This is a genomic window from Sphingobium yanoikuyae, assembly GCF_034424525.1.
Taxonomy (GTDB): domain Bacteria; phylum Pseudomonadota; class Alphaproteobacteria; order Sphingomonadales; family Sphingomonadaceae; genus Sphingobium; species Sphingobium yanoikuyae.
In genome coordinates this window covers 4,434,509-4,457,548 of sequence record NZ_CP139979.1, presented here as the reverse complement: position 1 = coordinate 4,457,548, position 23,040 = coordinate 4,434,509, and the positions used below count along the sequence as shown (strand labels likewise).

Annotated in this window: 21 protein-coding genes and 1 riboswitch; of the genes, 10 read left to right on the top strand and 11 right to left on the bottom strand. The window is 65.1% G+C overall.

Annotated features, from left to right (window positions below):
- Nucleotides 1-95 precede the first annotated feature (95 nt).
- Nucleotides 96-755, top strand: a complete 660-nt coding sequence (locus U0025_RS20690; RefSeq protein WP_004209437.1) for a DUF6891 domain-containing protein — start codon at nt 96-98, stop codon at nt 753-755.
- Between the two features lie 28 nt (nt 756-783).
- Here U0025_RS20690 and U0025_RS20685 read toward each other — a convergent pair whose 3' ends face one another.
- From U0025_RS20685 to thiC, 5 genes are all read right to left on the bottom strand, one after another.
- Nucleotides 784-1,185 (bottom strand): hypothetical protein, encoded by a 402-nt coding sequence (locus U0025_RS20685; protein WP_004209436.1) that lies wholly within the window; start codon nt 1,183-1,185, stop codon nt 784-786.
- 268 nt (nt 1,186-1,453) lie between these two features.
- Complete coding sequence (locus U0025_RS20680; RefSeq protein ID WP_004209435.1) at nt 1,454-1,750, bottom strand: hypothetical protein; 297 nt, start codon at nt 1,748-1,750, stop codon at nt 1,454-1,456.
- A gap of 154 nt (nt 1,751-1,904) precedes the next feature.
- Nucleotides 1,905-2,171 (bottom strand): DUF2442 domain-containing protein, encoded by a 267-nt coding sequence (locus tag U0025_RS20675; RefSeq protein ID WP_004209434.1) that lies wholly within the window; start codon nt 2,169-2,171, stop codon nt 1,905-1,907.
- Nucleotides 2,155-2,388, bottom strand: coding sequence for a DUF4160 domain-containing protein (locus U0025_RS20670; protein ID WP_004209433.1), 234 nt, complete (start codon nt 2,386-2,388; stop codon nt 2,155-2,157). Before U0025_RS20670 ends, U0025_RS20675 begins: the two co-directional genes overlap by 17 nt.
- Nucleotides 2,389-2,482: 94 nt before the next feature.
- On the bottom strand, nt 2,483-4,378 hold the full coding sequence (gene thiC, locus U0025_RS20665) for a phosphomethylpyrimidine synthase ThiC (RefSeq protein ID WP_004209432.1): 1,896 nt from the start codon (nt 4,376-4,378) through the stop codon (nt 2,483-2,485).
- Nucleotides 4,379-4,432: 54 nt separating this feature from the next.
- A riboswitch (TPP riboswitch) is annotated at nt 4,433-4,541 on the bottom strand.
- Between the two features lie 109 nt (nt 4,542-4,650).
- Between thiC and U0025_RS20660 the strand changes: the two genes are divergently transcribed.
- From U0025_RS20660 to U0025_RS20635, 6 genes are all read left to right on the top strand, one after another.
- The gene (locus U0025_RS20660) at nt 4,651-4,935 is read left to right on the top strand and encodes a hypothetical protein (protein ID WP_004209431.1); all 285 of its coding nucleotides are present in this window, start codon (nt 4,651-4,653) and stop codon (nt 4,933-4,935) included.
- 20 nt (nt 4,936-4,955) lie between these two features.
- Nucleotides 4,956-7,055 (top strand): prolyl oligopeptidase family serine peptidase, encoded by a 2,100-nt coding sequence (locus U0025_RS20655; protein ID WP_037490725.1) that lies wholly within the window; start codon nt 4,956-4,958, stop codon nt 7,053-7,055.
- Between the two features lie 203 nt (nt 7,056-7,258).
- Nucleotides 7,259-10,603 (top strand): transglutaminase family protein, encoded by a 3,345-nt coding sequence (locus tag U0025_RS20650; protein ID WP_004209429.1) that lies wholly within the window; start codon nt 7,259-7,261, stop codon nt 10,601-10,603.
- Nucleotides 10,604-10,606: 3 nt separating this feature from the next.
- Nucleotides 10,607-13,102 carry a circularly permuted type 2 ATP-grasp protein gene (locus tag U0025_RS20645; RefSeq protein ID WP_004209428.1) on the top strand — a complete coding sequence of 832 codons (2,496 nt, stop codon included), beginning with the start codon at nt 10,607-10,609 and terminating at the stop codon, nt 13,100-13,102.
- A complete protein-coding gene (locus U0025_RS20640; RefSeq protein ID WP_004209427.1) occupies nt 13,099-14,004 on the top strand; it encodes a transglutaminase family protein in 906 nt (301 codons plus the stop codon). The genes U0025_RS20645 and U0025_RS20640 overlap by 4 nt, the downstream gene beginning before the upstream one ends.
- Nucleotides 14,001-14,189, top strand: coding sequence for a hypothetical protein (locus tag U0025_RS20635; protein ID WP_004209426.1), 189 nt, complete (start codon nt 14,001-14,003; stop codon nt 14,187-14,189). The genes U0025_RS20640 and U0025_RS20635 overlap by 4 nt, the downstream gene beginning before the upstream one ends.
- 48 nt (nt 14,190-14,237) lie before the next feature.
- On the opposite strand, the gene U0025_RS20630 is transcribed toward U0025_RS20635, so the two are convergent.
- Nucleotides 14,238-15,287 carry a hypothetical protein gene (locus U0025_RS20630; protein WP_004209425.1) on the bottom strand — a complete coding sequence of 350 codons (1,050 nt, stop codon included), beginning with the start codon at nt 15,285-15,287 and terminating at the stop codon, nt 14,238-14,240.
- 286 nt (nt 15,288-15,573) lie between these two features.
- On the opposite strand from U0025_RS20630, the gene U0025_RS20620 reads away from it, so the two are divergent.
- Nucleotides 15,574-15,873 carry a hypothetical protein gene (locus U0025_RS20620; RefSeq protein ID WP_169331133.1) on the top strand — a complete coding sequence of 100 codons (300 nt, stop codon included), beginning with the start codon at nt 15,574-15,576 and terminating at the stop codon, nt 15,871-15,873.
- Between the two features lie 16 nt (nt 15,874-15,889).
- Here the strand turns inward: U0025_RS20620 and U0025_RS20615 are convergent, their stop codons facing one another.
- Nucleotides 15,890-17,260 (bottom strand): cytochrome P450, encoded by a 1,371-nt coding sequence (locus U0025_RS20615; RefSeq protein WP_004209423.1) that lies wholly within the window; start codon nt 17,258-17,260, stop codon nt 15,890-15,892.
- Nucleotides 17,257-18,381 (bottom strand): hypothetical protein, encoded by a 1,125-nt coding sequence (locus U0025_RS20610; protein ID WP_004209422.1) that lies wholly within the window; start codon nt 18,379-18,381, stop codon nt 17,257-17,259. The genes U0025_RS20615 and U0025_RS20610 overlap by 4 nt, the downstream gene beginning before the upstream one ends.
- Nucleotides 18,382-18,402: 21 nt before the next feature.
- Here U0025_RS20610 and U0025_RS20605 point away from each other — a divergent pair, with 21 nt between their 5' ends.
- Together U0025_RS20605 and kdsA are read left to right on the top strand one after the other, a co-directional pair.
- A complete protein-coding gene (locus U0025_RS20605) occupies nt 18,403-18,696 on the top strand; it encodes a hypothetical protein (RefSeq protein WP_004209421.1) in 294 nt (97 codons plus the stop codon).
- Between the two features lie 5 nt (nt 18,697-18,701).
- A complete protein-coding gene (gene kdsA / locus U0025_RS20600; protein WP_004209419.1) occupies nt 18,702-19,529 on the top strand; it encodes a 3-deoxy-8-phosphooctulonate synthase in 828 nt (275 codons plus the stop codon).
- A 26-nt stretch (nt 19,530-19,555) separates the two neighbouring features.
- Here the strand turns inward: kdsA and U0025_RS20595 are convergent, their stop codons facing one another.
- The 3 genes from U0025_RS20595 to U0025_RS20585 all read right to left on the bottom strand — a co-directional run bounded on the left by U0025_RS20595 (nt 19,556) and on the right by U0025_RS20585 (nt 22,919).
- Entirely contained in the window at nt 19,556-20,821 is a 1,266-nt protein-coding gene (locus U0025_RS20595) for a glutamate-5-semialdehyde dehydrogenase (protein WP_004209417.1), read from the bottom strand.
- A gap of 236 nt (nt 20,822-21,057) precedes the next feature.
- Nucleotides 21,058-22,161 carry a helix-turn-helix transcriptional regulator gene (locus tag U0025_RS20590; RefSeq protein ID WP_004209416.1) on the bottom strand — a complete coding sequence of 368 codons (1,104 nt, stop codon included), beginning with the start codon at nt 22,159-22,161 and terminating at the stop codon, nt 21,058-21,060.
- A gap of 110 nt (nt 22,162-22,271) precedes the next feature.
- Nucleotides 22,272-22,919, bottom strand: a complete 648-nt coding sequence (locus U0025_RS20585) for a class I SAM-dependent methyltransferase (RefSeq protein ID WP_004209415.1) — start codon at nt 22,917-22,919, stop codon at nt 22,272-22,274.
- Between the last annotated feature and the right edge of the window lie 121 nt (nt 22,920-23,040).

Sequence of the window (23,040 nt, the reverse complement as noted above, 5' to 3'; positions counted from 1 at the left end):
GTCGCGATTCATGGGTGAAATGCCCCCTTTTCCTTTGCCCGAAGCCACGCCATGTTGGGGCGGAGTAAAGTGCATCGCGGGAGGCAGACAAACGCATGTTCGGCGCATTGTGGAATCGAATCTTCGGCAAGACCAACGCCCCCGAGCAAGAACCCGCCCTTCCCCCCTATGATCCGCTCGCGGCGCTGCGCGACCAGGTGTGGCGCGACGTCGCCGGGGGATTTCATGACGATGACGCGATCCTGACCGCCGCCCACGACACGTTCGTCGAGGAACTGCCCGGCCCGACCCTGCGCCGCGAGGCATCGGCCGCGCTGCGTCAGGCGCTGGCCGAGCATAATGCCGCCGAAAAGGCCTGGCCCGACATGACCGATTGCGACCGGCTGGACGCCGCCTTTGCCGCGCTGGAGGCCGAAGGCGTGATCGCGCGGCAGAATTTCACCTGCTGCGGCAGTTGCGGCGCGATCGAGATCTGGGACGAGATCGAGGAAGCGATCGGCGAAGGGCGTCCGGCCGAGGGCTATGCCTTTTTCCACATGCAGGACACCGAGGCGGCGGTGGAGGGCGAGGCGCTCTACCTCAATTACGGTGCCTGCGCAGCGGGCGAGGCGGCGGCGCTCGACATCGGCCGGCGGATCGCCGCCCAGCTCGACGCCCATGACCTGGCGGTCGACTGGGACGGCAGCTGGAGCATGCGCATCCAGGTGGTACTCGACTGGAAGAAGCGCCGCACCCTGCGCATGCTGGAGGCCTGAACTGGCGGCGCCTGCTGCGCGCCGACCGTCACCATATCTCGATGCTCGGGTGGAAGCCGCCCTCCTGCCCGCTATGGGTGGCATGCATATTGATGCGCGTCGGCACGAAACTGGTGCCGCGATATTCGGGTATGATCCTCAACTGATCGACTAGCCCTTCGCGGGTGAAGCGCTGCAATGTCCCGGTAATCTGGTCGAGCGCCGCGCCAGCCTCCGGCGGGACATAGCTGATATTGGCCTTGCGCCTCGGCCCGCCCAGACGGAGCGGGAAGAGATAGATGCGCACCAGCGTGCCAGTCGCCACCAGCGCCTCCGCCTGTTCGCGCGAGGTGACATGAGAAAAATCGGGCTTGGCCGCTGCCGGATCGGGCGCACCGACGATGATCGCGGCGAGCAGAAGCGGCAATAACGAAGCGAGACGATGAACCATGGACTTCCTCCCCTGAGGACGAATCATGTTCGTTATTTGTTCTCATATTTTCCGCGATCCCGCAAGGCGACACTGGCGATGGGCGCTGGGTCACGCCCGAAGTTCACAGCGTTATCGACCTTTTCGGGCGATTTGCGCCCGTTTTGCACCGGCCGCGCGTCACCCACGCGCCTGTTCTGCATCAGAACGCGCCACCGGGGCGACGCATTTTGCGCCCATGATGCCCCGGTGACGCGACAGCTTTGCACCTGTTTTGCACCGATATGCCTCAGCACCGCGTCGCGGCCTGCGGGCGAAGCTGGGTGGCGATCGGGTCGGCCATCGCCTGGGCATGCAGCGCCAGCGCGTTGCTCCAGTCCCGGTCGAAGGCGGTGCCGGCGAGGCGACGGCGCAGGCGATGCGCGCTGGAGGGCGACATGCCGACCATGCGCGCGGCCTGGGCCACGCTGCCGCTCTGGTAGAGGGCGGTCAGGAAGGTCCGCTGCCGGGCCGGGGTCCAGCGGGCGGGGGTGAAGATGGCCGGCGCGGGCTGCGCGGGCGGGCGAGCGGGGAGGTTCTGTGTCATTCCCCAGGGTAGATCAGAGGATCGCCGTGTAGGACAGGGGATATTGGCGGAACCGAAGCGCTAGTTCGCCAACACGCATAATATGACGCGATCTTCACACATGATCCGCTCGGCCAGCAGCATTGCTGCCGCAAACTCGGCATAGTCTGAAGGCTTACCGAGCATGGTGTACCGGCGCAGGCGCTCCCCGGAGCAATCCTTCCGTGCTGAGATCCTCGTCAATATCCGGCCAATGAATGCCATAGCCACCACCGGCGACTTCCCAAACGGCACGCTGATCGGGTGTCGCGCTGGCAAGGCGTGGATACCAGGCAAGGGGGACAGAGATGGTCCGACCGTCCATCAGGTCGACGATCAGGCTATCCGCATCGCAGCGAACATCGGCAACACGTTCGTCGGTGATCCTAGCCGAAATATTCATGCCAAGCCTCCAGCAGGCGCGCCCGATGGGCCTCCACCATCGTCATTATGCCATTTATCTCCTGGCGACGAAAGCCGGTGTTCCTTGCGAGGGATATAGGGTCTAGCCAGACCTTGATCGAAGCACCGCCCTTGTCGACATGGACATGGGGCGGTTCATTGGGTTCGTGGCTGTAGAAATAGAAGCGATAGCCATCGAGGCGCAAGATGGTCGGCATCGGTCACGGTTCCCCATAGGATGCCGAACCATCTATAATGAAGCGGTGAGCGGATCACCCGGTAAAATCGAGAAAGTTACCGGGTGCCAAAGCCTCAATCATGCTCCCTGCCGCCAGCGCCCATATAGAGTTCGCTGCCGGTTTCCTTGAAGAGTTTGCTCATCTCTTCCATGCCTTTCAAGGCGGCAGCCTTACTCGCCTGCGCCACTTCCGCGCCGGTCAGGCCAGCCGCCAGGAAGCCGTCGGCGGGCTGGTTCTTCTTTGCCGCGAAATCCCTCACTTCCTGCGTGATCTTCATCGAGCAGAATTTGGGGCCGCACATGGAGCAGAAATGCGCCGACTTGGCGCCTTCGGCCGGGAGCGTCTGGTCGTGATATTGTTCGGCCGTGTCGGGATCCAGGGACAGGTTGAACTGGTCGCGCCAGCGGAATTCGAAGCGGGCGCGGCTGAGCGCGTCGTCGCGGACCTTGGCCGCCGGATGCCCCTTGGCAAGGTCGGCGGCGTGGGCGGCGAGCTTGTAGGTGACGACGCCGACCTTCACGTCATCACGGTCGGGCAGGCCCAGATGCTCCTTGGGCGTGACGTAGCAGAGCATCGCCGTGCCATACCAGCCGATCTGCGCCGCACCGATGCCTGAGGTGATATGATCATAGCCCGGCGCGATGTCGGTGGTGAGCGGCCCGAGCGTATAGAAGGGCGCTTCGCCGCAGACCTGGAGCTGCTTTTCCATATTCTCCTTGATCTTGTGCATGGGCACATGGCCCGGCCCTTCGATCATCACCTGCACATCCTGTTTCCAGGCGCGGTGGGTCAGTTCGCCAAGCGTATAGAGTTCGGAGAATTGCGCTTCGTCATTGGCGTCGGCGATCGAGCCGGGGCGCAGGCCGTCACCGAGCGAATAGGCGATGTCATAGGCCTTCATGATCTCCGTGATCTCGTCGAAATGATCGTAGAGGAAGCTCTCCTTGTGGTGCGCCAGGCACCATTTCGCCATGATCGAGCCGCCGCGCGAGACGATGCCGGTGACGCGCTTGGCCGCCATCGGGATATAGGCGAGGCGGACGCCGGCATGGATAGTGAAATAGTCGACGCCCTGTTCGGCCTGTTCGATCAGGGTATCGCGGAAGATATCCCAGGTCAGGTCTTCGGCGATGCCGCCGACCTTCTCGAGTGCCTGATAGATGGGGACGGTGCCGATCGGCACGGGCGAGTTGCGGATGATCCATTCGCGGGTGTCGTGGATGTTGCGGCCGGTGGAGAGGTCCATCACCGTGTCGGCACCCCAGCGGATCGACCAGACCAGCTTGTCGACTTCGGACGCGACGTCGGAGGCGACCGCCGAGTTGCCGATATTGGCGTTGATCTTCACCAGGAAATTGCGGCCGATCGCCATCGGCTCGGATTCCGGGTGGTTGATGTTCGACGGGATGATCGCGCGGCCGCGGGCGACTTCATCGCGCACGAATTCCGGCGTCACATAGTCGGGGATCGACGCCCCCCAGCTTTCGCCGTCGCGGACATATTCGGCGAGGCGGGCACGGCCCAGATTTTCGCGCTCCGCGACATATTCCATTTCCGGGGTGATGATGCCGCGGCGGGCATAGTGCATCTGGGAGACGTTGGCGCCGAGCTTGGCGCGCAACGGGCGCTTCACGACATTGGGGAAGGGCTGGACGCCGCCCGAACGATCGGGGCCTTTGAGGCCATTATCCTCCGGCTTGATCTCGCGCGCATCATATTCCTCGACATCGCCGCGCTCGCGGATCCAGTCACGGCGCAGTTGCTGGAGCCCGGCCATGATATCGATATGCGCGTCCGGATCGGTATAGGGGCCGGAGGTATCATAGACGCGGACCGGCGGCTCGCCGCTGCCCGGTTCCAGATGGATCTCGCGCATGGCGACCCGGCGCGGGCCGACGTGAATCTTCTTCGAGCCGCGAATGGGCCCTGTCGTTACGCGCATTTCGGTGCGGGCGGGGACGTCTGCCATATTGTCTCTCTCCTTCAGGCGGAAAGAGAGTGCGGGCGGTGTCACGGGACGAGTGGCACGACGCGCTTCCCTCCCTACGCCAGTGTCAACTGGATCAGGTTCAGCGGGTCGCGGCCACAAAGCCGCCTCTCAACCGTCTGCGGACGTTCCCCCGGGGATATGGGCAATGGATAGCGCAAGCGCGGCGGCAGGGGAAGCCCTTCGCGAGCCGATCGCCTTGCGCCGGGGCGATGGAGACCATAACTGGAAGGATATCCAGCAAGAGGCCGATCGTGCGGAACAGCCAGCCACCCCATCCCGATTCCGAGAAGGCCCGGCGCAAGGCGTTGCGGCATGAGATGCGGATGGTGGCGGTGCGGCCGCGGCGCTGGGGGCTGTGGCTGCTGACGCTGGGCGCGCTGTTGCTGATCCTGCCGTCGGCCTTTGGCGTTCACAGCCTGATGGGCTGGTCGCCGATGCTGCTGGGGCTGGTCGCCTGCGCCGCGTCGCTGCCCTTGCTGGTGGCGGGCGCGGTGCTGCGGCGGCGTTACCTGCGGGGACAGCTCGCGCGGGATTGAGGACAACAAAGGGGGGCGCAATGAAGAGGTTTTTGACGATGGTTTCTGCTGCCCTGCTGACCGGCGCCGCTGCGCCCGCCCCCGACGCGCCTGCCGACGATCCGTTCGTGTGGCTGGAAGACTGGACCGGGCCGCGCGCGATGCAGTGGGTGGAAGCGGAGAACAAGGCGACCGTCGCCACGCTGCAGGGCGATCCGCGCTATGCCGGCTATTTTAAGGATGCGCTGGCGATCGCATCGGCCAAGGACCGGGTCGCGATGCCGATGCTGATCCATGGCCGCATCTATAATTTCTGGCGCGATGCCGACCATCCGCAGGGCGTGTGGCGTTATACGTCCGAGGCCGATTATGCGGCGGCGTCGCCGAGCTGGACGACCGTGCTGGACCTCGATGCCTTGTCCAAAGCGGAAGGCAGGAAATGGGTTTGGAAGGGCGCGACCATCCTCGACCCCGAGGAACGGATCGCGCTGCTGGCGTTGTCGGATGGTGGCGAGGATGCGGTGCGGCTGCGCGAGTTCGACCTGGTCGACGGCACATTCGTGCCGGGCGGGTTCGACATTCCCAATGCCAAGCAGAATGCAGTGTGGCTGGACAAGGACAGCCTGCTGCTGTCGCGCGACTGGGGGGCGGATAGCCTGACCAAGTCGGGCTATCCCTTTGTCATCAAGACACTGAAGCGCGGGCAGACACTGGACGACGCGCAGGAAGTGTTTCGCGGCGCGGCGAGCGACCAGCTGATGTCGATGCCGATCCTGCTGAGCGATGGACAGGGCAATAGGGCGGCCTTCCTGTTTCGCGGCGTCACCTTCTTTAGCAACGAGACCTGGCTGCTGACGGCGCGGGGGACGAAACGGCTGGCGCTGCCGGCCAAGAGCCAGTTGCAGGGCATGGTCGACGGGCAGGTGCTGATCCAGACCAGCGAGGAATGGACCAGCGGCGGCGTCACCGTGCCGGCAGGGGCGCTGGCGAGCGTGGCGCTGAAAGCGTTGCAGGATGGCGGCGTGCTGACGCCCGAGATATTGTTCGCGCCGACGCCGCGCCAGTCGATCGACGGGGTGGTGGCGACGCAGAATCGGGTCGTGCTGAGCCTCAACGACAATGTGCGCGGGCGGGTGCGGGTCTATGCGCGCGGGGCAAAGGGCTGGAGCGCGCAGCCGGTCGACCTGCCCGACAATGCGACGATCAGCACGGTCGCCGCGTCCGACAAGAGCGACAATATTTATCTCAGCGTCGCGGGCTTCCTGGCGCCGACGACGCTGTGGGCGATGGACGCGGCCGACCCGAAACCGGTGCAGGTGAAGGCGATGCCGGCGCGCTTCGATGCGGCGGGTCTTGTCGTCGAACAATTTGAGGCGACGTCCACCGACGGGACCAAGATTCCCTATTTTATCGTCCACAAAAAGGGGATGACGCCCGACGGCAGCACGCCGACGATCATGACCGCCTATGGCGGCTTCGAGGTGCCGATGACGCCCAGCTATGCCGCGATCACCGGCAAGCTGTGGCTGGAGCGGGGCAATAGTTTCGTGCTGGCCAATATCCGCGGCGGCGGCGAGTTCGGCCCGGCCTGGCATGAGGCGGGCCTCAAGACCAGGCGCCAGATCATCTATGATGATTTCGCAGCGGTGGCGCAGGATATCTTCGCGCGCAAACTGTCCAGCCCGCAGAAGTTCGGCATCTATGGCGGGTCCAATGGCGGGCTGCTGATGGGGGTGGAATTCAACCAGCATCCTGACCTCTGGAACGGGGTGGTGATCCAGGTGCCGCTGCTCGACATGATCCGCTATGAACAGATCGCGGCCGGCGCGTCCTGGGTCGATGAATATGGCAGCGTGTCGGTGCCGGAGGAAAAGGCGTTCCTCGAGAAAATCTCGCCCTATGCCAATATCCGCAAGGATGTGGCCTATCCCACGCCCTATATCTGGACCACGACCAAGGACGACCGGGTCGGACCGCAGCATGCGCGCAAGTTCGCCGCGCGGCTGAAGGACTATGGCCTGCCCTATCTCTTCTACGAGGACACCGCCGGCGGTCATTCGGGCGACGCCGATATCGAACAGGGCGCGCGGTTGCAGGCGATGCAGATGGTCTATTTCAGCCAAAGGCTGGAGGGGAAATAGGGGCCATTCCTCCCCGTGCCGGGGAGGTGGCGCGCGAAGCGCGACGGAGGGGGGGACGCCTAGCGGCGCAGCGCCGCGAGGAACACCCCCTCCACCATTTGCTTCGCAAATGGTCCCCCTCCCCGTACCGGGGAGGAAGAGAATCTTTGGCGAGGCGACAGTTTCGCATTGCATTGCAGCAAAGCGTGGTTTCTGATCGCATCATGCTCAAGGCCGCGCTGCACCACCTGACCGCCTATCGCTATAGCCGCCCGATCCGTCTGGGTCCGCAAGTGATAAGATTGCGGCCCGCGCCGCACAGTCGCACCAAGATCCCCAATTATGCGCTGAAGATCGAGCCGGCGAACCATTTCCTCAACTGGCAGCAGGATCCGCACGGCAATTGGCTGGCGCGGATCGTCTTTCCCGATCCGGTCGATCATTTCAGTATCGAGGTCGACCTGCTGGCCGATCTGGATATCATCAACCCGTTCGACTTCTTCGTCGAACCCTATGCCGAAAATTACCCCTTCACCTATGACGAGCAGCTGGAGACCGATCTGGCGGCCTATTATGACGTCGAGGCGCAGGGGCCGTTGTTCGAGGCGCTGGTCGCGCAGCATGCATCGTTCGAGGGGCGGACGATCGACTTCCTGGTCGATGTGAACAGCAAGCTGCAGCAGCGCATCGGCTATGTCATCCGCATGGAAACCGGGGTCCAGACGCCCGAGGAGACGCTGGACATCGGCACCGGGTCGTGCCGCGATTCCGCCTGGCTGCTGGTGCAACTGCTGCGCCGGCTGGGCTTTGCCGCGCGTTTCGTGTCGGGCTATTCAATTCAACTTGTCGCAGACGTCGAGCCGATCGAGGGGCCGAAGGGCGTCACCCAGGATGTGGTCGACCTGCATGCCTGGGCCGAGGCCTATGTGCCCGGTGCCGGCTGGATCGCGCTTGATGCGACCAGCGGCATGTTTGCGGGCGAAGGGCATATCCCGCTCTGCGCCACGCCCCATTATCGGTCCGCAGCCCCGATCAGCGGCATGGCCGAACCGGCCGAAGTCGATTTCAATTTCGCCATGAATGTCAGCCGCATTGCCGAGGCGGTGCGGATCACCAAGCCCTTTACCGAGGGACGCTGGGCGTCGCTGATGGCGCTGGGCGAGCAGGTGGACGCCGACCTGATCGCACAGGACGTGCGGCTGACCACCGGCGGCGAGCCGACCTTCGTCGCGGTCGACGATCCACAGGCGGGCGAATGGAATGGCGATGCGGTCGGGCCGACCAAGGCGGGCTATGCCGACCGGCTGATCCGGCGGCTGCGCGATCGGTTCGCGCCGGGCGCGCTGCTGCATCATGGCCAGGGCAAATGGTATCCGGGCGAAAGCCTGCCGCGCTGGGGCTATTCGATCTACTGGCGGGCGGACGGCGTGCCGATCTGGCGTGACGCCGGGCTGATTGCGGGCGAGCCAGAGGCGGGCGATACGACCATTACCGCCGAGGATGCCGGCCGCTTCCTGACCGCCATGGCGGACGGGCTGGGGGTCGAGACGGATTTCGTCCAGCCGGTGTTCGAGGATGCGCTGGCCTGGTCGGTGAAGGAGGCGGAACTGCCCGCCAATACCGAGCCGGGCGACCCCAAGTTCGACAATCCCGAGGAGCGCAGCCGGATGGTGCGCGCATTCGAGGGCGGCCTTAGCAAGACGGTCGGCTATGTGCTGCCGATCCAGCGCTGGCAGACGCAGGCGAGTGCGCCGCGCTGGCAGAGCGAGGTGTGGAAGGTGCGGCGCAAGGCGCTGTTCGCGGTGCCGGGGGATTCGGCACTGGGATACCGCCTGCCGCTGGGCACCCTGCCCTATGTGCCGCCGTCCGATTTCCCCTATATCCACCCGCAGGACACGAGCGAACCGCGCGAACCGCTGGCAGATTATCGTGCTGAAGCGGGCGTGGAAAGCAGCGCGCCGGCCGAGCGGTTCGAGCGGTCCGAGGTGGCGCAGGCCGAGCATCAGGACCGGCAGGAACAGGTGTTCATCGAAGGGGCGGTGCGCACCGCCGTCACGGTCGAGCCGCGCGGCAATTTCCTGTCGGTCTTCATCCCGCCGGTGAAGACGCTGGACGATTATCTGGAGTTGATTGCGCAGGTCGAAAAGGTGGCCGAGGCGACCCGCATCCCGGTGCGGATCGAGGGCTATGCCCCGCCGTCCGACCCGCGCGTCAATGTGCTCAAGGTGACGCCCGACCCCGGCGTGGTCGAGGTGAATATCCAGCCGGCGACAAGCTGGGCGGAGACGGTGGCGATTACCCAGGGCGTCTATGAGGATGCCCGCGAAGTGAAGATGACCGCCGACAAGTTCATGGTCGATGGCCGGTCGGTCGGCACCGGCGGCGGCAATCATCTGGTGCTGGGCGGAGCGAGCGTGAACGACAGCCCGTTCATCCGCCGGCCGGACTTGCTCAAGAGCTTCGTCCTCTACTGGCAGCGGCACCCGTCCCTCTCCTATCTCTTCTCCGGCCTGTTCATCGGCCCGACCAGCCAGGCGCCGCGCATCGACGAGGCGCGGCACGACAGCCTCTATGAGCTGGAGATCGCGCTGGCGCAGGTGCCCAATCCGGTGCGCGACGGCGAGGACAAGCTGCCGCCGCCCTGGCTGGTGGATCGCCTCTTCCGCAACCTGCTGGTCGATGTGACCGGCAACACCCACCGCACCGAAATCTGCATCGACAAGCTGTTCTCGCCCGATGGGCCGACCGGGCGCCTGGGCCTCGTCGAGTTTCGCGGGTTCGAGATGCCGCCAGACCCGCAGATGAGCCTGGCCCAGCAATTGCTGCTGCGCGCGCTGACCGCCTGGTTCTGGCGCGAGCCGCAGCAGGGCAATCTGGTGCGCTGGGGCACGGCGCTGCACGACCGTTTCTTCCTGGGCCATTTCGTCTGGGCCGATTTCCTGGAGGTGCTGAACGACCTGCGCCAGGCGGGATACGACTTCGATCCCAACTGGTTCGAGGCGCAGCGCCAGTTCCGCTTCCCGGTGCATGGCAGCGTGGAGGCCGGCGGCGTCGGGCTGGAGATCAGCCATGCGCTGGAGCCGTGGAACGTGCTGGGCGAGACCGGCGCGATCGGCGGCACGGTGCGCTATGTCGACAGTTCGACCGAACGGTTGCAGGTGCGCGTGTCCGGCCTGGTCGCCGGGCGCCATATCGTCAGCTGCAACGGCCGGCGAGTGCCGATGACGCCGACCGGCGTGCCGGGCGAGGCGGTGGGCGGCGTACGTTACAAGGCATGGGCGCCGGCCAATTGCCTGCACCCCAATCTGCCCGCCAATGCGCCGCTGACCTTCGATATCTTCGACAGCTGGAGCGGGCGGTCGCTGGGCGGCTGCGTCTATCATGTCGCCCATCCGGGCGGGCGCAATTATGACGATGTGCCGATCAACAGCTATGAGGCGGAGGCGCGGCGCAAGGCGCGATTCCAGGATCATGGCCATACGCCCGGCCCGGTCGACATGCCGCCAGCCGAACCCCCGAGCGAATTTCCGATGACGCTGGACCTTCGGTTCAGGCATCCCGAATATTAGACGATGACCGACTCGCCTGTCCTGCCGGGTCTCGAAGCGTCCGGCTGGGCCGGCGACTATCTGGCGCGCGCGTCGGGTGGCGACCTGTTCGCCGGGGCGCCGGCGGAAATGGCGCCACGCTGGCGGGCGATGCTGGATCGATTGTCGGAACAGGGACAGGGTGATCCCGCGACGCTGGCCGGCAATGTCGAGCGGCAGGCGCAGGATCTGGGCCTGGCGTTCCGCCTGACCGGTGACGAGCAGGAGCGGCCCTGGCCGCTGAGCCCGATCCCGATGCTGATCGGCGCGGGCGAATGGACCCGGATCGAGCAGGGGCTGATGCAGCGGGCCGAGCTGCTGGAGCGGGTGATCAGCGACATTTACAGCACCCAGAGCCTGGTGCGCGAGGGCAAGCTGCCCGCCGCGGTGGTGACCGGCAGCCCGCATTATTGGCGGGTGATGACTGGGGCGGCGCCACCGCGCGGCCATTATCTCCATTTCTACGCCGCGGACGTCGGCCGCGGGCCGGATGGCGAATGGCGCGTGCTGGCCGACCGGGTGCGTACGCCCGTGGGCGTCGGCTATGCGCTGGAGAACAGGCTGGCGCTGTCGCGCGCGACCGGCGATCTGCTGGGTGCGATGAACACGCGGCGGCTGGCGCCCTTCTTCGCCGACCTGCGTCGGGGCCTGGCGGTCGATTGCCAGCGCGCCGATCCGCGCATCGGCCTGCTGACGCCGGGCCGGTTCAACCAGAGCTATGCCGAGCAGGCACATCTGGCCCGTTATCTGGGCCTGATGCTGGTCGAGGGCGATGACCTGATCGTCAGCGACGGGCGCCTGTTCGTGCGCACGATCGAGGGGCTGAAGCGGATCGACGGGCTGTGGCGCTGGATGGACAGCCGCTTCCTCGACCCGCTGGCGTTCGACGGGGAATCGCGGATCGGTGTGCCTGACCTTTATGATGCCTGCGCGCGCGGCGGGCTGATGGTCAGCAACTGGCCGGGTGCGGGCGTGATCGAGGCGCGCGCCTTTGCCGCCTTCCTGCCGCAACTGGCCAAGGCGCTGCTGGGCACCGACCTGCTGCTGCCCAATATCGCCACCTGGTGGTGCGGGCAGGAGCGCGAGCGCGGCCATGTGACCGGCCATCTGGACGCATTGCTGGTGGCATCGGCGTTCGACCGGGATGCGGCGGGGCTTGGCCCGGCGCGATCGGTGCAGGGATCGGCGCTGGACGCGGACCAGCGCGCCACCCTGCTGGAGGCGATGGCGCGGCGGCCGATGGATTATGTCGGGCAGGAAGTGGTGAAATTATCCACCACACCGGCGATCGTCGGCGGGCGCCTCACCCCCCTGCCCTTCACCCTGCGCGTGTTCGTGGCGCGCGATGGACTGGGGCAATGGCGGATCATGCCCGGCGCCTTTGCGCGGCTGGCCGCCCATGGCGACATCCGCGCCGCCTTGATGGGCGAAGGCGACATGTCGGCCGACATGTGCGTGATCGATAGTCAGCCGGTGCCGCCCGATACGCTGTTGGGTTTTGGGCTGGGCGATGGCGGCGCGCCGGCGATCCGGCGGATCGGCGGGCTGTTGCCGACCAAGGCGGCGGACAATCTCTATTGGCTGGGCCGCTATATCGAGCGGACCGAAATGACGCTGCGGGTGATCCGCGCGGTGATCGGCGAATCGATCGAGGTCGATATGGGGCCATCGTCGGATTCGCCGACCATGGCACGGCTGGCGGGGCAGCTGGCGCTGTGGGGCGCCACCGGCAACGCGGCGCAGCCGGTCGGCGCGCTGTGCGCGCAGGCGCTGGGCGATGCGCGCCAGTCCGGCAGCGTGCGCGCGCTGATGGGCGTGGTCGCCAATATCGGCGAGGGGCTGCGCGATCGGCTGGCGACCGATTTCTGGCGGCTGGTGCGCCTGCCGCTGCCCCCGTTCGACGGGGCGGTGACCGAGACGCTGCTGGATGCGGCGTCGCGGATGATCGAGCGGATTTCGGCGCTGTCGGGGCTGGCGGCGGAGAATATGGCGCGCACCGAAGGATGGCGCTTCCACGATATGGGGCGGCGGATCGAGCGGGCGATCACCGGATGCCGGCTGACCTTGCTGCTGGGCAGCGATTGGGCGACGGCCGACGACCTGACCGTGCTGCTCGACCTGCATGACAGCCAGATCAGCTATCGCAACCGCTACCTGACCGGCCCGTCGTTGCCGCCGGTGCGCGATCTGGTGGCGCTGGAGCCGCAAAATCCGCGCTCGATCGCCTATCAGGCACTGTGCATTGCCGAGCATGTCGCTGCCCTGCCGACGCTGCGCGGCGATGGGATGCCGGAGGAACCGCAGCGGCTGGCCGGCGCGCTGGCGGCGACGCTGGCGCCGCTGACCGGCGACATGCTGACCATGGCGGCGCTGACCGATATCGAAAGCCGGCTGCTCGCCTTGTCCGACGCGATCGGCCAGCGCTATTTCCTGCAGGTCCGCAAGACGGAAAAGGTCGAGGGCGCAGAGCTGCTGTCATGATCTACCATGTCCGGCACAGAAGCATATTGCGCTATGGCGCGCCGGTGCGGGTCGCCCGCTTCAATGTGCGGTTGCGGCCGATGGCCTGGGCCGGGCAATGGACCGCCGACTATGCCTTGAGCGTCGATCCCGCGCCGCTGTCGATCGAGGCGCGGCCGGGCGCCTGGCCGGTGCATGTCGAGCGGCTGGTTATAGACCAGCCATTGCGGCAATTGACGATCGAGAGCCGGTTCCGCGCCGGGGTGGCAGGCGGCGCGCCAATCCTGCCGCAGGCGGACGATCCCAGCATCGCCATGGTGGCGCGCGCGGCGCTGGCCGATCGCGACATCAGCGCCTCTGCCCCCGCGCAATTCCTCTATGCCTCCCCCCGCGCGCCGATGCTGGACGCGATCGGCAGCTGGGCGGGCGACATGCTGGCGCCCGACCGGCCGATCGTCGCGGCGGCATGGGAACTGGCGCAGCGGATCAAGGCGGACTTCGCCTATGATCCCAGCGCCACCGATGCCGGGACGCCGGTAGCCGACGCCTTTGCCGCGCGCCATGGCGTGTGCCAGGATTTCGCCCATGTGATGGTGGTGGCGCTGCGCCTCGTCGGCCTGCCCGCCGCCTATGTCAGCGGATACCTCCGCACCTATCCGCCGCCGGGCATGCCCCGGCTGGTCGGCGCCGACGCCATGCATGCCTGGGTGATGCTGTGGTGCGGGCCGACGCGCGGCTGGATCGGCTTCGATCCCACCAATGGCGTCATCACCGGCGAGGACCATCTGTTCATCGCCATGGGCCGCGACTATGCCGATGTCGCGCCGATGGACGGGCTGTTCGTCGGCGGATCGGGCCAGAGCATCAGCGTCGCCGTCGATGTCGTGCCCGAAGACGAGACCGCAAAAGAGGAAGTCGCATGATCGCCGCCATCATCCTGGTTCTGGCCGGCCTTTACTGCCTGGCGCGCGGCGTCATGGACCTGCGCGCGAAACGCTGGGCCTGGGGCGTGCTGGGGATCGTCTCGGGCATCGCGATCATGGCGGCACCGATCCCGACGCAGGTACAGGTGGAATTGCCGGCGGCGCAGGGCGAAATGACACCCTAAACCGATGGTGCTCCACATTTGCGGCGTTTTCGGTCCGCCGCTGATACTTCAGCGGAGACCATGCACCGCCAGATCGTTGGCAATTAGCCCGTTCCATTGGGTCGGCTGAAAGCTGTCGACCGGACTGCCGACGACACGCTCGTCGCGCCAAGCCCAGTGCGTCGGGGACGCCGTGTCGAAACGGAATCCTGGAGATAGCCATAATGGCTCCGCCAAGAGCGCATATCGGACCTCAGTGCGGCGCATAAGCCGCACCAAGCCGGAAGGCGCATGTCGGAAAACTTCACGCCTTTTGAATGGGGCGATGGGATGCAGCGAGGCGCGCCAGCCCTCACCCTCAAAATGGAAGCCCCGGAAAGCCGGATCATAGTTCCGCCGTTCCACAATGAGCACGTCGGAGCGCACATCTCGCACTGCATCATCGTGCAAACACAATCCTTCCTGTGCGAAGTCCTCCAGTTTGTCCGAGAGTGGTGGCGGAGGGGGTGGAACCTCGCGACCAGTTTCTGTGCTCGTGGCATACGTCGTTTGTAACCGTGTATTGTTACATCCCGGTCCAATCGGTCCGAGCGAAAAGCGACGTGCAGGAACCGGGAGCGAGGCTTGCTTCGGCAGCATGTCGAGTGGTACTTCAGCAATGCTCTTTGCGGTGCGCGAAAATAGGAGCCGTTGGCAGGTGTCCCAGCATTTGCCGGACGAACCTAAGCCTCTGTCGATTGCATGGGTGATGGAAAGGCCTACTGGCAATATTGGAGGCGCGCCATGATCTTGTGCGATCAGGGCTTGGACGCGTCGTTCAGTGATCCCATTAGCGCACCATGGAATAGCAAAGCCGACGGCAACCGGCAGTAAGGCGGCAGCAACCAGCATCATCAAGCGCGGAGGGGCGTCCGACACTCTGCGTAGGATCATATAGATGGCCAGTGTCGGCGTGAAATAAATCCATGCTCCTGGCATGAGGGTCATCAACCATGCCAAAGGAAAGCCGATAAGCGCCAGCATCAGAAGAACGACTATTTCTGGCAGAAAAAGCGCGCAACCAGCTCCCAGCGTCATCAACAACCATATATAAAGAAGGCGTCGATCGAATACGTGCATGTTATCTTAGACTTCCGCAGCGGGACGTGGACAGATGACTTTTAGAGAGCGCTCATACCGTTATTTCAACATCATTTTTGCAGCCAACCTGTCCCGGTTCACGATCGCAGAGACCGTGTTCTTGCTCAGGCCAAGATCGCTCGCGATCCAGCGATAACTACGTCCTTCTGCCACCAGCGCCAGCACCTTGGGACCGAGCCGATCGGATTTGGGGCATTCCCCCAGTTGTCGTCCGAGCTTGCGTCCCCGCGCTCAACCCAGAGCGGACACGCCCGCTGAGCATATCGTGCTCAAACTGCGCGATGCCGGCCAGCATCGTCGCGATCATGGCCGCGCCGGTCCCGACGCAGGTGCAGGTGGAACTGCCGACAGGGAAGTAGAACAGGCGTTGACGTCAATATTTCAATCGGCGAGTTTCAACGAAATGAGACGCTTCAAGCATTTAATCCCGATAGTTGTCGTTGTGACCATCTTTACGATTGGATTGATTGACCAGATAGTTGGAGCGATCAACTGTTCCAATCGCGGAGGGGGCGTGATCGGCGCTTTTTCCCGCACGCAAGGTTGCGCCAAGCTGTCGCGTTGAGCAGTTCGATTTCGAGTTACCCCACCCGCTCGAACAGCAATTTCATGCCGGTCCTGGGGCGGATGGTGAGGCGGCTGATGGGTTCGGGTTTGAAGCCGGCGGGCATCGTCAGCTTGTAGCGGCGGATGACCGAGGCGATCACGGTCATCACCTCCTGCTGGGCGAAGCCTGCGCCGACGCAGACGCGGGGGCCGCGGCCGAAGGGGAACCAGGCCTGTTTCACCATGTCGGCATTGGCCGGATCATCGAACCGGTCGGGGTCGAAGGCGTGCGGGCAGGCCCAATTATCCTTGTTGCGCTGGGTCAGCCAGGGCGCGACGACCAGCATCGAACCTTCCTCCAACTGCTTGTCGCGCATCTCCATCGGGCAGGTGACTTCGCGCGGGAAGAAGGCGACCGGCGGATAGAGGCGCAGCGTTTCGCGGAAGATGTTGCGGACATGGCTCATATCCTTGAGCATCGGCGCGGTCAGCACTGCGTCGCCGGCGATGCCGGCCACTTCGGCGCGGACCCGATCCTGGATATGGGCGCATTCGGCGAGCATGTAGAGCGCCCAGGTCATGGTGCTGGCCGAGGTTTCATGGCCGGCGAGGAAGATGGTCGAGACCTGTTCCATCACCTGTTCACAGGTGAAATGGGCGCCGGTCTGCGCGTCCTGCACCTCGATCAGCGACTGGAGAATGTCGCGATGGGGTGCCTCGCCCCGGTCATGATAGCCTTCGTAGCGGGCCTCGACGATCGGACGGAACACGTCATGGATGGCGCGGGCCGGCCCTTTCGAGCGCTTCTCGAACCAGCCGGCGGGGATGCCGTAGAGGCGCAGCATCGAGGCCGAATGGGCGAGCCGCTGGAACCGGCCGAAGGCGGTGTGGATGATGTTGGAGCGTTCCTCGTCCAGCGTCTGCGAGAAGAGGGTGCGGAAGATGATGTCGGCCGCGACATGGGTCATCATCGGGTCGATATCGACCGGCTTTGACCGATCAGCGGCATCGAGCCGGGCGAGCAGATCGTCGGCGGCGGCGACCATCAGCGGCATGGAACGATTGAGCGCGGTATGGGCGAAGGCGGGATTGACCATCGCCCGCTGGCTTTCCCAATCCTCGCCATTGGCGGAGAAGACCGAATTGCCGATCAGCGGATCGAGATTGCGGACCAGTTCGCTATGCTTGGGGAAGGCGGTGCCGCCCTTGAGGATGCGATCGACCAAGGGCAGTTCGTTGGCGATATACATGGTCTGACCCGGCATGCGGATCTCGCCCATCTTCATCGTATAGCTCTTGTCGAACAGCACATGGATCCAGCTGTGCCAGCCGCGCAGGAAGCGTTTGATAAGGCCGCGCTTCGATTTGGGCGGCTCGGGATAGGGGGGCGTGAAGGGCGCGCTCACGGGATCGTCCGGAAGGCGGCGACGGCCTCGTCCACGGTGCGGCGGCCGGCGGTCAGGCTCACGAAATCCAGCGGCGACAGGCGGTCGCCGACCCTGAGATAATCGAAATGCGCCTCATATTTGTTGGACCAGCCCCCGTGATAATTTTCGGCCAAGTAGAAGAGATGGAAACGGGGCGATAGCATGTCCACCCGCGCGGCAAATTGATCGGCGACAAGGCGCAGCGGATTGACGTTGTAATAGGCCGCGCCGTCGGGCGGGGAGCTGATGTCGACATAGCGGAAAGGCTGGTCGGCGAGCGCCTTGAGGTCGGCATGATACCAGCCGGCATCGCGACGCAGGCCGATGACCGGCACGACCTGCCCCATGCCGACCATGACGAAATGGTCGGGCAGCGCGCCACCGCGTAGTGCAAGGATGCGGCGCAGCAAGCTCATGCCCAATATGGTGCCGGCGCTGTGGGTGACGAGCTGGATCTCGTCCCAGTCGCCGTCCAGTTCCGCCGCGATGCGGGCGGCGAACTGGTCGAGCCGGGCATTAAGCTCGTCGCCCGGCCCGTCGGCGGCGAGCGCGCCATGATAGGTCATGAAGCGCAGCAGCCAGGACACGACCAGCTTGTCGAGGATGCGGCCGGAGAAGAAGGCGCTGATGCCGATGCCGACAAGCGCACTGGCCCAGAAGGGCAGCAGCAGCGACAGCAGGAGCGCGGGCACCAGCGCCAGCAGCAGCGGGATCAGCACGGCCAGGATCGGCGGATAGAGGATGGTGATGACCGGACCACGGCGCAATTTGCGCATCCGGCCGAACTGCATCAGCCGGGCATGGCCGGCATAGGCGCGGGCGGCGCGCCAGGCGAGGGTGAAGGGATGGCGGATCCAGACCTTGCCGATCAGATCTTCCCAGCGGAGATATTCATAATCGGTCTCGACCCCGGCGCTGGCGTTGGTGACGGTCCAGATCGCGCTGTTGGCGGGGCCGGCGCGGCGCGCGCTGACCGCCACCGCTTCGCCGGTCAGCGCGGTGTAGCGGGCCGCCTGATCGCGATAGAGCTGGTGATAGAAACGGACGCCGCGCGGATCAAAACCACCCAGGTAAAAGACTTTACGCTTGAATTTCTGCACTGCCCCGGTCCTAATCGGGACATGACCACGCCCGAACGCGACTACTGCTATTTCATAGACCATCGCAAATACAACCGGAATGTCGGCTGCAGGAAGCATGACAATATGTATGGCATCAATGGCGGCGGCAGCGAGCGCGACCGCTGGCGCGCCGACATGACATTCTATCGCCATATGAAGGCCAATGGCGATCCGATGGCGCTGCCCTCGCTGCTCGCCTGCCTGACCTTTGGCTGGTTCTGCTGGAATTATCATCCCGGCAAGGGGCTGTGGCGCGGACAATTGTTGCGCCGCTTCGCAAAGGCGCCCAAGTGAGCGGCATGAGCGATCCCAAGCATGTGAAGGTCGGCCCGGTCACCTTCGGCAACGACCTGCCCTTCGTCCTGATTTCCGGCCCCTGCCAGATCGAAAGCCGCGACCATGCGCTGTTCATGGCCGATGCGCTGGCCAAGGCGGCGGCGGATGCGGGCGTGCCCTTTATCTTCAAGAGCAGCTTCGACAAGGCGAACCGCACGTCGGTGAGTGGCAAGCGCGGCGTCGGCATCGATGCGGGGCTGGCGATCCTGGCCGAGGTGAAGGCGGTGCTGGGTTGCCCGGTGCTGACCGACATTCATGGCCCCGAACAGGTGGAGGCTGCGGCGCAGGCGGTGGACATCCTGCAGATCCCGGCCTTTCTCTGTCGCCAGACCGACCTGCTGATCGCGGCGGGAAAGACCGGCGCGGTGATCAACGTCAAGAAGGGGCAGTTCCTGGCCCCCTGGGACATGGCGGCGGTGGCGCAGAAGGTCGCGTCGACCGGCAATGAGCGCATCTTGCTGACCGAGCGCGGCGCGAGTTTCGGCTATAATACGCTGGTGAGCGACATGCGCGCGCTGCCGGTGATGGCGGAAACCGGCTATCCGGTCGTGTTCGACGCCACCCATTCGGTGCAGCAGCCCGGCGGGCTGGGATCAGCCTCAGGCGGGCAGCGCGACTATGCGCCGCTGCTGGCGCGCAGCGCAGTGGCCGCGGGCGTGGCGGCGATCTTCGCCGAGGCGCACGAAGACCCGGACAATGCGCCCTCGGACGGGCCGGTAATGCTGAAGCTCGACTGGGTCGGGCCGATGCTGAAGCAGTTGAAGGCGATCGATGCGGTGGTGAAGGGGTAGTTTTCCCCCTTCACCCCGAAAACGCCTTACGGTCGGGCCTGGCCGCGACCGCGCACGATCCATTTATAGGTGGTGAGCCCTTCGAGCGCGACCGGGCCGCGGGCGTGGAGGCGGCCGGTCGAAATGCCGATTTCCGCGCCGAGGCCGAACTCGCCGCCATCCGCGAACTGGGTCGAGGCGTTCCACATCACGATCGCGCTGTCGACGGCGTTGAGGAAGCGTTCGGCCACCGCCACATCCTCGGTGATGATGGCGTCGGTATGGTGACTGGCATGGGCGGCGATATGGGCGATCGCCTCTTCCACGCCGTCGACCAGCCGGATCGAGACAATGGCGTCGAGATATTCGGTATCCCAATCCTCGTCCGACGCGGCGATGACGCGATCGTCCATTGCCTGCACCGCATCATCGCCGCGCACTTCGCACTTCGCGTCGAGCAGCGCCTTCACCAGCGCGGGGGCATGGGCATAGGCGCGGTCGATCAGCACCGTTTCGGTCGAACCGCAGACACCGGTGCGGCGCAGCTTGGCATTGAGGACCAGGCTTTCCGCCATGGCGGGATCGGCCGCGCCATCGACATAGCTGTGGTTGATGCCGTCAAGATGGGCGAGCACGGGCACCCGCGCCTCTTCCTGCACGCGCGCGACCAGGCTCTTGCCGCCGCGCGGCACGATGAGATCGACGAAATCCGATGCGCGCAGTAGCGCGCCGACCACGGCGCGATCGGTGGTGGGGATAAGCTGCACAGCATCGGCGGGCAGGCCGGCGGCGGCGATCCCCTCTGCCATGGCGGCGTGGATGGCGCGGTTGCTTTCCTTCGCCTCGCTGCCACCGCGCAGGATCACGGCATTGCCAGCGCGCAGGCAGAGGGCGGCGGCGTCCGCGGTGACGTTGGGGCGGCTTTCGTAGATGATGCCGATAACGCCCAAGGGTACGCGGACGCGGCTCAATTCCAGCCCATTGGGGCGCACGCTGCTGTCGATCACGCTGCCGAGCGGATTTTCGAGCATCGCGACCTGATCGACGCCGGCGGCCATGGCGGCGATCCGGTCCTCGTCCAGCCGCAGCCGGTCGAGCATCGCGGCGGACAGGCCATTGTCGATGCCATTGTCCATGTCACGCGCATTGGCGGCGAGGATGGCGGGCGCCTGGTCGCGCAGAGCCTGGGCCGCGCGGCGCAGCGCGTCGACCTTCTGCGCGTCCCCGGCTGGCGCGAGCAGGGCGGCGGCGCGGCGCGCACGCGCGCCCATCTGCGCGATCAGCATTTCGGGGGTCTGCGTCAGGTCGTTCATCAGTAATCTCGCTTCAAATCCGGCAGCGGCTTAGCACGAAAATGTCGCGAGACGGAACCCTGACGAAGCGGGAAGATACAGGGAGCGGTTGCCGGCGGCCGACCCATGGGTCGCATATGGATCGGCCGTCGGCCGGCAAGATGGTCCTGCCTTATCGACTCGCCTAGCCTTTTTGCGCGGCGCACGCATACCCCATTGGGGGTAAATTGCGTAATTTTCGCAATAAAATCCGTAACTCAGCTGCTCATCATCCCGACGATGCGGACCAGCTGCGATTCCCGATTGCAGCCCGTCTTGTCGTAGATGGAGCGCAACTGGGCCTTGAGCGTCTCGGCCGAAACGCCGCGCCGCGCGGCAATATCGGCACGGGTCATGCCAGCGGCCAGATGAATGGCGATATCCGCTTCGGCCGGTGTCAGGCGGAAGGTCCGCATCAGCAGGCGGACATGGCGTTCGGTCGGCGCGCCCACGCGGGCGACGATGATTGCATGCGGCGCGAAGGGCAGCGACCAGGGCCGGGACGGCAGCGGGAAAAATTCCAGCATGATGCCCACGCCCCCATCGGCATCGGCCAGCGCCACCGGATCGGCCTCCCGCGCGGGCGCGTCGACCACGGCCCGGACCGAACGCAGGATGGCGCGCGTCTCATCGCTCCGTTCGCTCTGCAACCAGCCATCACCGACCCGCAGCCGGCTGGTGGAGAGCAGGGCTTCGGCGCGCGGCGTCATGCCCCCTACCCGCCCCGTCGCGTCGAGCAGCCAGCAGGCGCGGTCCATGGTTTCGAACGTGCCGGCCAGCAGCGCGAACCCCTGATGCTCGATTGCGCGCTGCAACCGCACGGCGTTGCGGGCATGGCCGGCGACATGGGCGAACAGGTCGCGCTGGTCCTGATCGGTCCGGCCATCCTTGCGACCACGCAAGAGGGCCAGGCCGATCATCATGTCGGGACCAGCGAAAAGCCGGGTCTGGCAGCCATCGAAAATATCATAATCGCTGCACAGATCGAGATAGTCGGCAGAACGCAGGCTCTGCCGGGCGATGTCATAATAGGCTTCGTGGACGATGTCGGGGCGCCCGGACAATTGATCGGCCGCGACGCGGAAATTGAGATCGGGCGCGGCCCCATCGATGGTTGCAGACTTGTCGACAATATCCGGCTCTACATCACTGATCCAGTTGAAGCCGGCAGCTCCATGGCCAAAGCCGATCAACTGACCATGGCGCGACCCCGTCGCCTGCGCCATCGCACGGATCGCCTGATCCCACAGATGCGGCTCCAGCGCAGCCGACAGAAAGAGGTCGGCCCACGGGTCGCTGCCTTCGGCGTAATAAGACGCCATATAACCCCCTTGTCCCCAGGCAATTGGTTGCCCAAGTCGATCGCGGAGTCAAACGCGCAGCAGGCCGAATTACGTAATTTCTGCCAGATATTGATACAGATCAGGAAAGATCAGGCCGCCTGGGCCAGCGCCTCGTCCTTGTCCGCGCGAAACAGGCGACAGGGCGGGATGTTGCGCCATTCCAGTTCGTCGCTGACCTGGCCAAACAGCGGGTCGATCAGACGGCGGACATAGCGCGAATATTGGTAGATGATGAAGCTGCCGCCCGGCCGCAGCACGGCGCGCGTCTCTTCGCAGATGGTTTCGCCCACGCCCGCCGGCAGGGTGGAAAAGGGCAGGCCCGACAGGACATAGTCGGCCTTCTGATAGCCCGCTTCCTTGACGAAGCGGCGCACGTCGGCGGCCGAGCCATGCACGACGCGCAGGCGCGGATCGTCGATCGCATCCTCCAGATAGGCGACGAAATCGAGATTGAGGTCGATCGCCAGCAGGATCGCGTCGGGATGCATGCGATCGAGAATGGCCTGGGTGAAGGTGCCGACACCCGGACCATATTCGACGAACAGGCGGGTCCGTGCCCAGTCGACGCCGTCCAGCGAGCGCGCGACCAGTTGCGACGAGGAGGGGATGACCGAACCGATCATGCCGGGATGCTTCATGAACTGGCGGAAGAACATGGCCCACTGGCTGCGGAAGGAGCGGCTGCCACCGCGCGTCGAAATCCTGGTCTTCTTGTCTTTGAACGGTGGGGAGGCCATCAAAATCCGCCTGACTGACTAACAGAATCGGCCTCGCAAAATTGATGTCCGCTGGCAAGCGGCTTTGCGCGCCATGGGATAGAACGCGCGGCCAGGCGATGGGTTCACCCGCCATTGGCCG